The 14,651-nt window shown below is 40.2% G+C and carries 9 protein-coding genes; 6 read left to right on the top strand and 3 right to left on the bottom strand.

Going from position 1 to position 14,651, the window contains the following annotated elements:
• Window positions 1-349 precede the first annotated feature (349 nt).
• From NZ848_RS20980 to NZ848_RS20970, 3 genes are all read left to right on the top strand, one after another.
• Window positions 350-712 carry a DUF4260 domain-containing protein gene (locus NZ848_RS20980; protein WP_259017142.1) on the top strand — a complete coding sequence of 121 codons (363 nt, stop codon included), beginning with the start codon at window positions 350-352 and terminating at the stop codon, window positions 710-712.
• Between the two features lie 311 nt (window positions 713-1,023).
• On the top strand, window positions 1,024-2,406 hold the full coding sequence (locus tag NZ848_RS20975) for a TlpA family protein disulfide reductase (RefSeq protein WP_259017141.1): 1,383 nt from the start codon (window positions 1,024-1,026) through the stop codon (window positions 2,404-2,406).
• A 426-nt stretch (window positions 2,407-2,832) separates the two neighbouring features.
• Entirely contained in the window at window positions 2,833-3,429 is a 597-nt protein-coding gene (locus tag NZ848_RS20970) for a DUF4291 domain-containing protein (protein WP_259017140.1), read from the top strand.
• A gap of 495 nt (window positions 3,430-3,924) precedes the next feature.
• On the opposite strand, the gene NZ848_RS20965 is transcribed toward NZ848_RS20970, so the two are convergent.
• The 3 genes from NZ848_RS20965 to NZ848_RS20955 all read right to left on the bottom strand — a co-directional run bounded on the left by NZ848_RS20965 (window position 3,925) and on the right by NZ848_RS20955 (window position 9,854).
• Entirely contained in the window at window positions 3,925-4,545 is a 621-nt protein-coding gene (locus tag NZ848_RS20965) for a hypothetical protein (RefSeq protein WP_259017139.1), read from the bottom strand.
• A gap of 325 nt (window positions 4,546-4,870) precedes the next feature.
• Window positions 4,871-5,305: a hypothetical protein gene (locus NZ848_RS20960; RefSeq protein ID WP_259017138.1), complete on the bottom strand. Its 435-nt coding sequence runs from the start codon at window positions 5,303-5,305 to the stop codon at window positions 4,871-4,873.
• Between the two features lie 391 nt (window positions 5,306-5,696).
• Window positions 5,697-9,854: a PAS domain-containing sensor histidine kinase gene (locus NZ848_RS20955; protein WP_259017137.1), complete on the bottom strand. Its 4,158-nt coding sequence runs from the start codon at window positions 9,852-9,854 to the stop codon at window positions 5,697-5,699.
• A 1,375-nt stretch (window positions 9,855-11,229) separates the two neighbouring features.
• Here NZ848_RS20955 and NZ848_RS20950 point away from each other — a divergent pair.
• The 3 genes from NZ848_RS20950 to mce all read left to right on the top strand — a co-directional run bounded on the left by NZ848_RS20950 (window position 11,230) and on the right by mce (window position 14,286).
• Window positions 11,230-11,427, top strand: a complete 198-nt coding sequence (locus tag NZ848_RS20950) for a hypothetical protein (RefSeq protein WP_253523180.1) — start codon at window positions 11,230-11,232, stop codon at window positions 11,425-11,427.
• Window positions 11,428-11,471: 44 nt separating this feature from the next.
• A complete protein-coding gene (locus tag NZ848_RS20945; protein ID WP_259017136.1) occupies window positions 11,472-13,757 on the top strand; it encodes a S8 family peptidase in 2,286 nt (761 codons plus the stop codon).
• Window positions 13,758-13,878: 121 nt separating this feature from the next.
• Window positions 13,879-14,286, top strand: a complete 408-nt coding sequence (gene mce, locus NZ848_RS20940; RefSeq protein ID WP_259017135.1) for a methylmalonyl-CoA epimerase — start codon at window positions 13,879-13,881, stop codon at window positions 14,284-14,286.
• Window positions 14,287-14,651: the final 365 nt, after the last annotated feature.

The raw sequence follows: 14,651 nt of genomic DNA, 5'->3' as shown, positions 1-14,651 counted from the left end.
AATAATGAGGCAAAGGTGAATAGTTCACAACTGATTTGTTTTGCCATTTGGCAAAAAGCAAAGATTGGCGTAAAAATATGCTCTAATAAAATTTATGATGATTGAATATACACAAAATACCCCGGTCTTGCACCGTTCCGTTCAAAAAGATGAAAATTCAACTCAAGCCACAAAATCTTGAACCCTACCTTTGGTTATCCATTTTCTTATGCCTTCTGTAAATACATCGCCCACCGCGAACAAGATGTTCGCGCCACAAGGCATTGCAAAATCTTGATTTTTATCAAGACCAACCGGGGTTTTTATTCAGACCTTTGCAGCAGACATTAAACATTAAATAAATAAAGCAATGAAAAATTTACTGACACTCGAAGAATTAGGCCAATTACTCCTATCTGTATTCCTTTTTAATCAGCTTCCTTATGCCTGGTGGGTTTTTCCTGCCTGTATATTGCTGCCTGATTTATCTATGGTTGGCTACCTGCATAACACCAGGACAGGGGCGTTTTTATATAATTTTTTCCATCATAAATTGCTGGCCGTGCTGGTTATAGGTGCAGGTTTTGGCTTTAACATTCCGCTTCTGGGGCTGGCGGGTGTGATATTGTTCGGCCATTCGGCAATGGACAGAATTTTTGGCTATGGCCTGAAATATAACGACAGCTTTAAAAATACGCATCTGGGGGTAATCGGGCAAAACGCCAGGGCTTAGTACCTGCCATAGCCATTTTTTAACTATATGGCCTGCTCATTGTCTGAAGTGTCTCTTGCGTTTGCTCTTTTGCACAACACAAGAGGCACTTCTTTTTTGGTGCTATTGGGGTGGGTTAATGGTTTAAGAATCTGCCTGATTCATACCGCTAAATAACAATACCTTGCGCCAGCACGTTTTATTGCCTACTATTGCAGGTAATTGGTATGTGGCTATTATAGCTGTGAAAGCCCTGCCGGAATACTTTTTTCCACCAATGCAAGTTGCAGACCTTACTGCTGGGCTGTGCCTTGCCTGCAAATGATTGCCTCATGAAAAAACTCTGTTTTCTGCCTTTAATTGTATTTCTTGCCTGCTCGCCCGATAAAAAAAAGCAAGACAAGCAGGCAGGTAAATCTGCAGACACTGTTACTATTGTTTTCAGGTCGGCTGAAACTGACCAGCTTTGGGTGCACCCTGCCATGACACTGAAAGAAACGGAAACATTGGAGCCTTCTTATCAGATGAATCCCGGTGATACCCTGACCTTACAGCTCAATGCTGCCCTGCAAACGCTTAGTCTTGACTATCAGTTTGTTTGGGGCATGGAATTTATCGTTTCGCCCGGAGATACCATTGTAGCAGAGGTTGAAACACAACAGAAAAACGTGTACAGGTTGGTAAATGGGAAAAGACAGGCCATAAAAAGCGTTGAGGAAGAAACCTACTGCGATACCAGCGCCTTACATGCACTGAAACTGCAAATGAAAAAAAGCCTGGATCTGAAAGCCACCCAACCTGCCGCAGCTTTGAGGGCGTATATTAGTGCCAATGAGGCTTATTTTGGACGAAAACGCGACTCGCTGCTAAGCATAGCCAGCCCAAGAGCCAGGCTGCTGGCTGATGTGGTACTGGCCGACCAATATGGCCATTTAATGGATTTTAATGCTGAATTTAAAGATGCCGGACTGGAGCGGACTTTGGTGTCTGACAAGTACCTTAACCGGCAAAACTTTAATAACCGCCACCTGACACCCATCTTTAATGCTTACCAATACCATTATATAATCAGAAACGCGATGGATAAACCGTTGGCCGAGCGATATAAGAGCGCATTTACGGGTTTTCCGGAAGAAATGGAGGCAACATTTAAGCTGAACACCATTATACAGATGATTCTGAATAAGTATGACCGCAAAACGCTGATAGCCTACATTGATGATTATAAGCACGTTTTTGGCTCGAACAAGACGCTGGAATACTGGATGAAAGAGATTGACTACGGCACCCCTGTAAGTAACGACCTTTACCTGACAAATACCCAAAACAACCGGACAACCTGGAAAGACCTGCTGAAACAATGGAGAGGGAAGGTAGTGTATGTTGACTTCTGGGCCAGCTGGTGCGGCCCCTGCATTGGCGAAATGCAGTATTCTAAAAAATTGAAAAGTGAGCTGAAAGACGTAGAATTTGTGTATCTGGCACTGAACGACGAAACAGAACCCTGGGAAAAAGCCCTTGAAAAATACGAGATTACCGACAAAAGCTACCTGATAACCAACTCTAAAACATCGGCCTTTATAACCGACCACCAGATAAACACCATACCGCGCTACATGATTATCAACAAAAAAGGAGAGATAGTCAATGCTGATGCCCCAAGGCCATCGTCGACGGAAATCAGTTATTTGCTGAAAGCAGAACTGAGCAGGTAATTCTATTTGAGACTTTACCCTACCGGCAGAAACGGACGATGGCTGAAAGATTCAGATTTTGTTAGTGCGGCAGGGGTTTCTGGAGCGCTTCACGGAGAAGGTTAATGAAGTAAACGGAGTGGGAGTGTTCAGGTATAGCAGTAGAGACAGGGCATTGCCCTGTCTCTACCCGTTTAGGCAACTGCTATTCAGCATTGATGGTGTGCCGGTCTTTTTTTGCTAAAAATTTAATTATTCTAAGGACATCATTCACGTTGGTTGATAGGTTAATCAAACGAACGATAGGAGTATTGATGATTTTGACACTTTAAATTTTTTAAAAAAACGGTTGGAAAACAGGATTTAAATTTGTATATTCAGTAACTAAACAAAGCCGTATGGCCAAAAAAATTAATGAATATAAACCTGAAAATTTGCTGAATTGTAGTGAAAGAAAGAGTAATAAGAGCTGTGTATGATACCCACACTATAACTGTTTATCAGGCCTTTAGTCCTGAAATTGCGCTAAGCGCAGTAGCCAATCAAACCTTTTTAACGCCGCCTTTTAAAAGAAGAAGAATGACCTGGATAAAACCTTCATTCTTGTGGATGATGTATCGGTCCGGCTGGGCTACAAAGGAAAAACAAGAACACATACTGGCCATTAAAATAACACGTTCAGGCTTTGAATGGGCACTGGCGCATTCCTGTTTATCACATTTTCAACCTCCATTCCACGCCTCAGAAAAGAATTGGAAAGAGGGTCTTGAAAAAACCTCCGTACGTATTCAGTGGGATCCTGAAAAAGATATTCTTCTGAAACCACTCGACTACCGGTCTATACAAATTGGACTGACCGGCATTGCTGTTGATAAATACGTTGATGAATGGATTATTGGTATTGAAGACATTACAGAGTTTTGCCACGAAACCTATGAGTTAGTGAAGGCCAACAAAATAAAAGAGGCAAAAGATTTACTGCCGGTTGAAACCATTTATCCATTACCCTTCGATATTGCAGAGAGAATTAATGCAGATTATTGACCTTTTATTGATAATGTTTCAAGAACCTCATTCGTAACGGATGATTGGATACTCAGGATGCTTATTCTTGTGGTGCATTAGAGACCAGGTTGGCTTGTCAAGGCAGAGTCTCCCGTGTGCGATAGCCCAAAGCATGGCAAGGGGACTCTGCCTTGGGGAAAAACGATATTTAAAAAACATCTTGCGTACCAACTGATTGGATAACCAGCCAAACATAGAGCATAGGATAACTATTTAACAAACCTTTGCTTTATAATGGCTAATATAATTAAACTAACAATTAGCGTTCCACACCATAGGCCCAAAGTTGCCTCTGTTTCTCTTGGTATTTTATGGCCAGACCCATATAAAGTTGCCCAAAAAAACAAGTTGAATATCAACAAAAGAATAAGGATGGCTTTTATTACCAATAAGGCAATTTTCATGGTTTATTTTGTATGCGTTTTTCGCAAAGTTTATAAAGAAACAACTTCGTATCTTTAAGCTGTAATACTGTTATATATACAATTTATCATACTCCTTTTTTAATATTTCAGCCTGTTTAGAATTTAGCGGTTTAATTATCTCATACATAGTATAAAGATAATTCATGTTATCATTATATCTTTCAAATGCACTATCAGCAGCAAAGCGCCAGAAACCTGCAGCATCTTTATCTGATTTTTTTTCTAGTATAGCCAGAATTTCTTTTGGGTGTTTAATTATTAAATTATTAACCCCCTCGTGGAAAAAACCTATTGCATCAGCATCCCATTTCCCGCCAATAGCCACATTAACAGCCTTTTTATTAAGGGCATTAAAATATTCTTTAGGGGCATTAAACAAAAAATAAATATGCTCATCTTCATTGTATAAAAGCTTTGCTCCAGTACTATCATCATATCCATACAAATCAACAAAATCCTTGAAATTATCCGGAAACTCCTTAAAAAATGCAGGATAATCCTTTTGTTCAAAAGCCAGTTTCAATTTATCTGCTTGTGTAACTGCGATTTTTTGAATTTTATTTGAGCTGCTATCTGCCTTCTCAATTTTTAGCGAATCCTTATTTGTTTTCTCACTTTGGTTACAAGAGAGTACAAGGCACGAAGCTAGTATTGCAAAAATTGTTTTCATTGGTATTTGAGATATGAATTAGCAATTAATTTAAATATAGGCTATTGTGCGCTTCTTATGTTTTAAACCTTTAGCATTAAATCTTCCATTAAGTTTTGCACTAAACCTTCCTTTTCTTAACTATAAAAAACAGAATCAATGCAATTGCGGCCATAATTGCAAAAACACGCACATTACTTATAGGATATTTGCCTCCGATAAAAAAAGAATCAATGGCGCATATCGTAAATAACAAAAAAAGCAAAAAGAGTAAGTCACTGATTATTGTTCTAATTTTTAAAGATTTGTTCGTAAATGTTAATTAATCAAAACCAATTTTTTCATTCTAAAACTCCACAACCCTAATTGAATCATTTACCAGTTTTCTTTTAAAATATAAATTATAATAAAATCCTGCACTTTCTGCGGTATCAATTTTAACAGGCATATTAGCCTTTTTGCTCACTAAGCGAACATTTATATGTAATGTATCATTTTTTATAAAGTAAAGATAATTATTTCTACCCCCTCTATAAACAAAGTCCTTGTTATCATCTACATCCTGTGAGCTGTCTTTCGAAACAACTACTATTTCTTTATCATCAGTGATGCCTCCATAAGCATATTTTATAAAGATTAAGTCATTTTTAACTTTTACAGGTATAATCTTTAAATGCCCGTATGGACTGGTTTTAACTACTTCTTCTTCAACAAAAAAAGTAAAATAAAACAAGATGAGTGCTATTGAAATGAGGCCAATAAGAGTAAGTTTTGCTCTCATAATAATAAATTTTTAGTCTTTAACAGCAATATAGTAATGTTTAAAGGATAATCATTACACCGACTGATTGTATAATCAGTCAAGCACAGAATATCTCATTTACAATCTTTCAATTTTAATGAATCACACACCCTTGTTCGGCTAAATATACAACATTTAGTTGATGTGTACTGCGTTATTAGAACGCTTAAAATCAACTATTATAATACACATTGATTGATTGAATAATCAGGCGGAAAGGGGAATGTCTCAACCCGTTTCGGCGACAGCTATTCAGCATTGCCGGTGTGTTTCTGGCATCGCACCAAAGTTAAGTATTTTCAGAGAACAACCGCTCCGGCTGATTGCATAATCAGCCGGGCGGGGAGGTAACCAAAAGGATTGTTGCGCTTTAAGTTGCTGAGCGATTAAACCTGAGTTTAAATGTGGTGCCTACATTTACAGCACTTTCTACTTCAATGGTGCCGCCAAGGCTTTCCATTTGTGATTTAACCAAAAACAAACCCAAGCCTATGCTGTTCGGGCGGTCGTGAAAACGCTGATATAAGCCAAAAAGCTTTTCTTTATGAAGTTCTACATCAAATCCGATACCATTGTCGGAAAAAACAAGAACAATCTCTTTATCTGTCTTTTGGGTTTCAATTTTGATTTTCAGGCTGCGGTCGGTCGCTCTGTACTTGAGGGCATTGGTCATGAGATTCATGAGAATACTCTCCATGTAAGTTTCTGTAAAAACTACGCTTGGTGCAAGTTCAAAATGGGTTTCAATGTCGGCTTCAGCTTCCTGAATCAGAAAATTCAGTTGGTTTTTTATTTGCAGCAGTATTTGCTCAAAATATACCTCTTTATATTCTATGGTGTTGTTTTCCTTAATTATCAGAATCTTTATCAGGTCATCAAGTGTGTTGCTGAGTTGAAGGGTGGATGCCCTGAAACCATCAATAATAACTTTCAGCACCTGGTCTTCAATCTGTATTTCTTCAAGCAGCTGAATAAACCCTAACAGATTTGATAAGGGCGCTCTCAGGTTATGAGAGGTAATGAAAGAGAAGTTTCTCAGGTCATTGTTTCTCTTGTTCAGCGTGTATATCAGATTTTCACGTTCAATATCCAGATTTTTACGCTCGGTTATATCTCTGAAATTAACCACTACGGCATTTACGGCGGCATCGTTCAGCAAATTCTGGCAACTGGCTTCCAGCCATATATAGCTTCCGTCTTTGCAAAGACTCCGATACTCAAAATACCGGGTTATTTTCGGATTCTTAGCCACATCAAAAAATGCCTTTGAAACAGTTTCTACGTCATCGGGGTGAACCAGGTCAAATCTTAGTTGGCCAATCAAATCGCTTTCCTCATATCCAAGAATCTTAATACCGGTCTGGCTAATCTCTTGCATTATTCCGTCCGGGTCCAGCAGGCATAACCCATCGTTGCTGTTTTGTAAAAGGCTTCTGAAACGTCTCTCATTATCTCTGATTTTCGCCTGGGCCTTCATTTTTTCAGAAACATCGCGGGCAATTCTTGATATGCCCACAATATTGCCGTTATTATCTTTTATGGGCGACGCCGTTATAGAAATATCCAGCAATTGGCCTGATTTGTTAATCCTTTGAGTCTCGTAATAATTAACAGGCTCGCCTTTGTATATTTTGTTGAAAATTTCTTCTTCTTCGGCTAAACGTTCAGGCGGCACAATCAGGTAAATGCTGTTACCGATTATTTCTTTATCTTCATAACCAAACATTCTGGCGGCTCCTTTATTCCAGCTTATGATATTTTTCTTTGTATCAAGGCTTAAAATGGCATCTTCTGAACTATTGATTATTGATACCAGGAGGTCTTGCTGCTCTTCAAACAATTTACGCTCTGTTATATCTCTGAAACTGCCCACAATCGCATTAATTTCAGGTCTGTGTAACATATTGGTCAGGGTTCCCTCCAGCCAAAGAAAATTATCCTCTTTGTTGAGCAATCTTAAGGTACATAAAAAAGGAACTTCCGGATTATGGAAAGACCTTTTAAAGCATGTCATTACATTATCCAGATCCTCCGGGTGTATCCGATCAAGAATAGCAGGTATTTTAGTTTCATCGTTCATGTAACCAAACACCTTTTGTATAGCAGGGCTAAGAAACTCTATACTTCGGTTTGCATCAATGAGAACCAGGAGGTCATGGCTGTTGGCAATAATAGACCTGAACTTCAACTCTCTTTTTGCTAACTCTTCCTCGGCTTCTTTTCTTTCTGTAATATCTCTGCCGGTAACGCATATACCGGTTATCTGCCCGTTTTCAATTACCGGGCTGATAGTATAATTAATCCATAAAAGCCGGTTGTGTGTTGAATAGGGGCGGTCATACCGAATGGTTTCGCTTTGCAATGCTCTGTCGAGGAAAGATTGAACAATGGCTTTTCTATCATCGGCAATAATTTCTAAAAGATGCCTTCCTTCCATCATTTCAGTATTGGTATTAAAAAGTCCATACGAGTAAGCTTTCGTATTGAAGGTCTTTATTTTTCCATGGGTGTCTAGCAATACAAATGCCTCAGAGGTATTATCAAAAATCGCTTTCAGGTTAGATTCTGAAATTTTAATAATCTCTAAAGCCTCTTTACGCTCGGTGACATCAGTATAGTTTGAAACAATTGCCTCTACGCTTTCATCATTCAAAAGGTTGGTGATGTAGCCTTCCACCCATTTATACGTACCGTTTTTGCATTTAAGCCGGTTCAGCCTTGGTACCGAAAGTTCTGGGTGTTTCAACAATTGGTCAAAAATGGATTCTGTTTCAATGGCCTGTTCCTCATGCATAAATAGCAGATTCCGTTTACCAATTACTTCCGTGTTAATATAGCCAGTCAGTTTTTCAAATGCCGGGCTTACATAAGAGATAATCCCCTCTGCGTTGGTCAGTATAATAATATCCTCCCCTTTTTCAATCAGCGCCCTGAAACGATTCTCACTTTTTATTTTCTGCTCTTCCGCTGTTTTACTAGCCGTAATGTCTCTGTAATTACAAACAATGGCCCCCACGTTTGCATCATGCAACAGGTTGGTAATGAGGCCTTCAAACCATAGATAATGCCCTTCCTTATTTTTTAACGGCAGCAAACGGTGAATCGGAACGCCCGGATTTTGAATAATTTCTGACCATGTCATTACCGCCGTTTCTAAAAAATCAGGATGCAGGCAATCCAAAAACAAATTGGGGTTGTTTATGCTGTCTTCAAAGGTAAATCCTGTAATTTTCTCAAAAGAAGGGCTCGCATACTCTATTATCCCTTTTTCATCGGTCAGAATTATTATATCACTTGCATTTTCAATCAGCGACCTGAACCGGTTTTCATTTTTCACCACCTCTGCTTCGGCCAGTATGCGCTCGGTGGCATCCTGATAATTGGAAACAATTGCCCCAACGTTTTCATCGTTTAGCATATTGGTTACCAAACCTTCCAGATACACATCGTGGCCATCTTTATGCTGAAAATGCAAACTACATGAGATAGGGATACCGGGTTTTTCTAACGACTCCCGAAAAGTCTTTCTTGCTTTTTCAGCATCGTAGGGATGCAACCTTGAAACAAATAAACCGGGGTTCTTCTGCAGCTCTGAAAAGTGGATTCCGGTAACTTTTTCAAATGCAGGGCTTACATAACTCACATTTCCACTTTTATCATTCACAATTACAATATCAGATGAGTTTTCTACCAAAGCCCTGAAACGCCTTTCGCTTAGCTCCAATAGTTTTTCTGCTTTCTTTCTGATACTAATATCACTAATAAAAGTACCCACCTGAATTTCGCCATTGCTTGTTTGATAGGTAACTGACGAAAGTTCAACCGGAAACCGCTCGCCATTTTTTCTGATAGCGGTGGCTTCACCATAATTCCTGCCTAGTCTATTTCTTTCATCTAAAAAACGCAGAAATTCTTTATCTGAATGGTCTATAAATACGGTTCGGTTTAATTGCTTAAACTCTTCTATGCTGTATCCAAACATTTCAACAGCAGAATCATTGACGTCGAGAATATCGCCGTTCAAATTACCTAAAAAGAACGCATCCAATGAGTTTTCAATAATTTTCTTACATTTATTCTCATGGCTTTGAATGTCTGACTCGGCCTTTTTTAGAAGAGACATATCAACAGCCGAGACAAAAACGCCAACAATTGCCTTTTGCTTGTTATAAATAGGTTTGTACTTATTTCTGCAGGTCAGCCGGGTATTCTCATTTATCGGCATATCCACATCTATTATAAGGGTTTCACCTTTCAGTGCCCGCTCATAAGCGTTTCGCGCAATTTCTTTTCTGCCTTCTGGCGCATAGTCCAGAATATTATTCCCCTTTTTTACTGACCTTCCGAAGTATCTCTGATAGAGCGCTTTAAAATTAACACCAAAATCGACTATGATTAAGTTAGTATCAATAATCAAAAAACTGTCTTCGCTGTAGTTGTTCAGCAGGTCTTTATAATCAAGTTTTTCTGATAACAAAGAGGAAAAATTATTTTCATTAGGATTCGATTTCATACGCGAACGAAGCATGTTTAAGTTATCAGCCTTGCTTCAAATCAGGCAGGTGATAATTGTTTTTCAGGTTTCTCTTTTTAAGAGAATAATTTATAGGTGCATATTTCTCTAAAAACAGGTTTTTTAGAGAAATGGTTAATGGTTTCCTTAAATAATCTGTAACCATTGTATGTATAGAACGTAATCGGTTTTTCTGCTGGTAAATTAGACGATGAGCGAATTACGAAACAGGTTTTATTAAATACCTGATGAAAGTTGCCAGTAAATTCAACCGGGAATACCTGCCCGGATATAATGGGGGGTATCCTGACCCGGAAAAATCAATTGAGGGCAACCATTAGCCTTGTAAACAGATATTGCTTTGAAAGAAGCAATGGCTTTTTAGCTATTTGATAGGGCGATTATTGCGTTTGCAAATGAGTTCATTGATAATAGTAGTTTTGTAAAAGTCAAAGTATTTATATGGTAATTATTTGGTAATTAATACGGCGTATTTTTTACCATTAAGCGTATTTTTCTGCAGTAATCAGATAATGCGGTACCCTGGATAAATCACGGTTATACTGCCATTAATAAATTCATGCCTGGTAATATTAACGAAGTTGTGCGAAGAAAGATGCAGATTTGCCGCAATTTACACAAACTTCCTGAAATGAAGAAAAAATGAGTATAAATACTCAAAAAAATTAAAAATCAGAGCAATTACACTATCCATCGTTAGTTATAATTAACTAAAATTATATTTGGTTGGGCAGTTTTTAATGCTAAAAAATACAAGGCTTTCTGAATACTTTTCTTCTGAAATGCAGCTTTTCTTTAAGTAAATGATGTATTTTCTGATTGGATATTTACTAAACCTATAGCTGGTAAGGGCGCAAAAAAAACTGAGGTTACGGTCATCATCTCACAATACCTCCACATACCCATTTACCCCGTTTACTCTTATTTGTTGGCCGTCTTTTTCTGTTATCCTCCGGCGGAGTTTCTCTCATTTGCCTGGACATATACGTGTTAACGAGCCTCTGCCGGGATAAAGCTCTAAAATACAGAAAATTATAGCCCATCATAACCACCGCCTAGGCTCAATGACTCATACAACCCTGCGTGCCGGAGGCACTGCCGGTATGCGGTATCCTGCCAGGCAGGTTTAACGCAATTTCTCTTGCATTGTTCCCCCCTGTTTACCGTTAACTAAATTTTTCTTGATTAATGGACCACATTTCAAACCATTTGAAAACAATTTAGTTATATTTATTCATTGGAAATTGCAATTACTATTTCTAAGGAAATTGGAATTGAAAATGCTCCAAAAAACAACTCGATTGAATTTATAAAAAATCTGTGACACACTTTATGCTGCCTGAACTAACAAAGACTGCCCAAGGCTGCTATGCAGCTTCTATTGCCGGCCAAAGCCCGGCACTTATTACTCAATTACGAATCGGCCACATGGGAGGGCCATGAAAACTGCGTTTACATCATTCATCTGCCGGAAGAATGGAGCCATTCAGGAACAAATCTCTATTTTAAAACCTGTCAGATTCTGCCAATCTTCGTTGCCCGGGTATTTATACCGGGGCCGCTGTGACCATCCTTATCAATGAATTTACAACCAAAAAAACTACAATAATCATGAAAACACTTTTTCTTGCCTTGCTTTTCATTTCATTTGCTTCTATGGGGCAAAAGAACAGCGCCTTCTATTATTATTTCGACCAGAAAATCGCTATCCAGAAAGACTCTTCCGCTGTTTTACTGATTGGCAGCAGTGCTGAGGAAGCCGGGCAGGTGGGTAAGTTTCTGGCCGAATCAAAAATCAGTTACAGCCTGCAAAGCCCTTATAAACATATTGTAAAAGTACCTTCCAGGTCGTTGCCGGTAAACAAAACCAATTTCAACAGAGCATTGAAAGAAAAGTACCCGAAAGTTTATATCAGCTACGCCTACACCTACGAAGGAAGTGAGCTGTTTGCACTGAATGAAATACTGATTAAGCCAAAAGTGGCATTGTCTGAAATTGAAAAGAGATTCAGCAATAACATCCGCATCAAAAAAGTAAAAAAATATAATACGGCCGTGCTGGAGGTTCTGGCTGATAAAGATGTGCTGGAGGTGGCTAACCAAATCTATGAAAGCGGCCTGACAGAATGGTGCCAGCCGAATTTTATTGCCGAACGTAAGTTAGGCAATACGTTGTATCCTGACCAATATTACCTCCATAACACCGGGCAATTTGGCGGCACGGCAGGCATAGACATCAACGCACCAGAGGCCTGGGCTTTAACAGCTGGCTGTGGCGTAAGAGTAGCCGTGGTAGACCAGGGCGTAAACAACCACGATGACATGGACGGCAGAGTGGCTGCCGGTTTTGACCCCGGCAATACCACCAATCCGGGTGCCCCACTGGTGGCAGACGATAATCATGGGGTGGCTTGTGCGGGTATCATTGCGGCCTCAAACAATACCATTGGTATCAGGGGTATTGCCAGCAATGCCATTATTGTACCGGCTAAAATATTTAATGGTAACACTGCCTACAGTGATGGTGATATTGCTGATGCCATTGACTGGGCCTGGGATGAAGGCAACGCCGCTATACTGAGCAATTCATGGGGTGGCGGAAGCCCCTCTACAAACATTACCAATGCCATTAACAATGCCACTACCCTGGGCAGAGGGTCTTTAGGGGCGGTAGTGGTGTTTTCCGCGGGTAACGGTTATCCTACTTATACTGATGTGGCCTACCCTGCCAGCCTCAGCAACGTACTGGCCGTAGGCGCTGTTGATAAAAACGGCAGCATCTGGGGTTACAGCCAGCGTGGCAGCGCACTGGACATTGTAGCTCCGTCGGGCGATGTCAATTTAAATGGCGATGTAAGAACTACCGACCGCATGGGTTCAGCCGGATATTCATCAGGCGACTACACCAATAATTTTGGTGGTACGTCGGCCGCTGCGCCACAGGCATCTGGCGTAGCAGCGCTGATACTTTCGGTTAATCCGGGCCTTTCACAAGCCCAGGTACGAACCATTATTCAGCAAACCGCTACCGACATGGGCTCATCAGGTTTTGATAATACCTTCGGAAACGGCAGGCTCAATGCGCAGGCGGCAGTGATAGCAGCCGTTGGTGGCCCCATTACCGGCCCTGATCTGGTTTGCACCAATGGCAGCTTTTCGCTTACCGGCACGGCTCCCGGCTCGGTTACGTGGTCGTCTGGCAATACGTCTATCCTTACCATTAATTCTTCTACCGGCTATGCTACCCGGGTTGGTAACGGAGTCGTAACTATTACTGCCACCATTAGCACGTCTTGCGGAAATGTGCAAATTACCAAAACTACCTTTGCGGGGAATCCTGACCTGACCAAAAAAGTGAATGGCGTGGTTGCAGGTACGGTAGAGGTTTTCGGTGGCAATACGTATAGCCTGCTGGCATCATCTAACAGCCCCGGCACATCATTCAATTATAACGACTACACCGGCAGCGGAACCATCTCTTTAACCATTTATAACCCCAGCTCGGCCAGCACCAATATGTATGTTTCTTCTACCTCTACCAATGGCAACCGATTTGTAAAGGTAACGGCCACCAATACCTGCGGCAGCTATAATGAAGACTTAGTTTTTTATGTAAGACCTTCTTTCAGACTAGCGTATCCGAATCCGGCCAAAGGACAGTTGACATTAGAGTTTAACGGCGTTGATGAGGCTTTGCCCGATGCCATTGAGTTAATCAACGAAAAATCTGGCAAGAAAGAAATGGCGCTTACCAAAGATGCCATTATGCGGGATATTCATAAACAACAGGATAACAGATACACCATTGACGTGAGCAAACTGGAACGCGGCATCTGGTATATGAGGGTAGTTAAAAAAGGCGCAAAAGCAGAAGTGATACGATTAATATTAGACTAATGCTTACAATCAATTAACCATAACCTGCAACCACGGGTTTTAACGGCAAACAGGATAATGCCCCGGCTATGTTTCGGTTTACCGAAATAATCCTTAATTTGCCGGAAATAAAACCTGTATTATGCTTACCAATGTAGAACATATCGGCATCGCCGTGAAAAACATGGCGGTGTCGAACAGTTTGTTTACCAAACTGCTCAACGTGGCACCTTATAAAGCCGAAGCTGTGGAAAGCGAAGGCGTGCTGACTTCTTTTTTTAAGGTGAATGCAACCAAAATAGAGCTGCTGGAAGCCAGCAACCCCGATAGCCCCATTGCAAAATTCATAGAAAAAAAAGGCGAGGGAATACACCACATTGCCTTTGAGGTTGACGACATACGTGCCGAAATGCAAAGACTGGAAAGCGAAGGCTTTGTGCTGCTGAACAATGAACCCAAACCCGGCGCCGATAACAAACTGGTGTGTTTTTTACACCCCAAAAGCAGCAACGGCGTGTTGATAGAGCTTTGCCAGGAACGGCGTGACTGATAGTGGCTTGTTTTATGCCACAAGGTTACACTAAGTACGTAATTTTTGTTTTACAAAGGAGTGGCTCGGAGTTAGACACAGAGTTTCACGAAGCAAGAAGCAAGTAACTCAAAAACGCAAAAGAATAAAATCAACAACTAAAGATTGAACAACCTTAAAACATCATTTCCTGTTGAGGCAGACGGCCAGTCTACGATTAAAAATCGAGCGAGGGATATTGCGAAGTGAAATAGAATAAAGGATTGTCCCGTCCTGAAATAGCGATACACAAAAAAAGTATCAAAAATGGAAGGACAAAACAGTTATGTCAAACGTACCCAAAAAGACTATTCATTATCTTTTAAGTTACAGATAGTTCAGGAAAT

It is taken from the genome of Emticicia fluvialis, from assembly GCF_024793945.1.
GTDB lineage: Bacteria > Bacteroidota > Bacteroidia > Cytophagales > Spirosomataceae > Emticicia > Emticicia fluvialis.
The sequence above is the reverse complement of the archived record's forward strand: the minus strand, read 5'-3'. Positions and strand labels throughout refer to the sequence as shown.

Excerpts from the sequence above, each read along its gene's own strand:
- NZ848_RS20980 (WP_259017142.1), top strand. The coding sequence starts at position 350 with ATGAAAAATTTACTGACACTCGAAGAATTAGGCCAATTACTCCTATCT.
- NZ848_RS20975 (WP_259017141.1), top strand. The coding sequence starts at position 1,024 with ATGAAAAAACTCTGTTTTCTGCCTTTAATTGTATTTCTTGCCTGCTCG.
- NZ848_RS20965 (WP_259017139.1), bottom strand. The coding sequence starts at position 4,545 with ATGAAAACAATTTTTGCAATACTAGCTTCGTGCCTTGTACTCTCTTGT.
- NZ848_RS20960 (WP_259017138.1), bottom strand. The coding sequence starts at position 5,305 with ATGAGAGCAAAACTTACTCTTATTGGCCTCATTTCAATAGCACTCATC.
- NZ848_RS20955 (WP_259017137.1), bottom strand. The coding sequence starts at position 9,854 with ATGCTTCGTTCGCGTATGAAATCGAATCCTAATGAAAATAATTTTTCC.
- NZ848_RS20950 (WP_253523180.1), top strand. The coding sequence starts at position 11,230 with ATGCAGCTTCTATTGCCGGCCAAAGCCCGGCACTTATTACTCAATTAC.
- NZ848_RS20945 (WP_259017136.1), top strand. The coding sequence starts at position 11,472 with ATGAAAACACTTTTTCTTGCCTTGCTTTTCATTTCATTTGCTTCTATG.
- mce (WP_259017135.1), top strand. The coding sequence starts at position 13,879 with ATGCTTACCAATGTAGAACATATCGGCATCGCCGTGAAAAACATGGCG.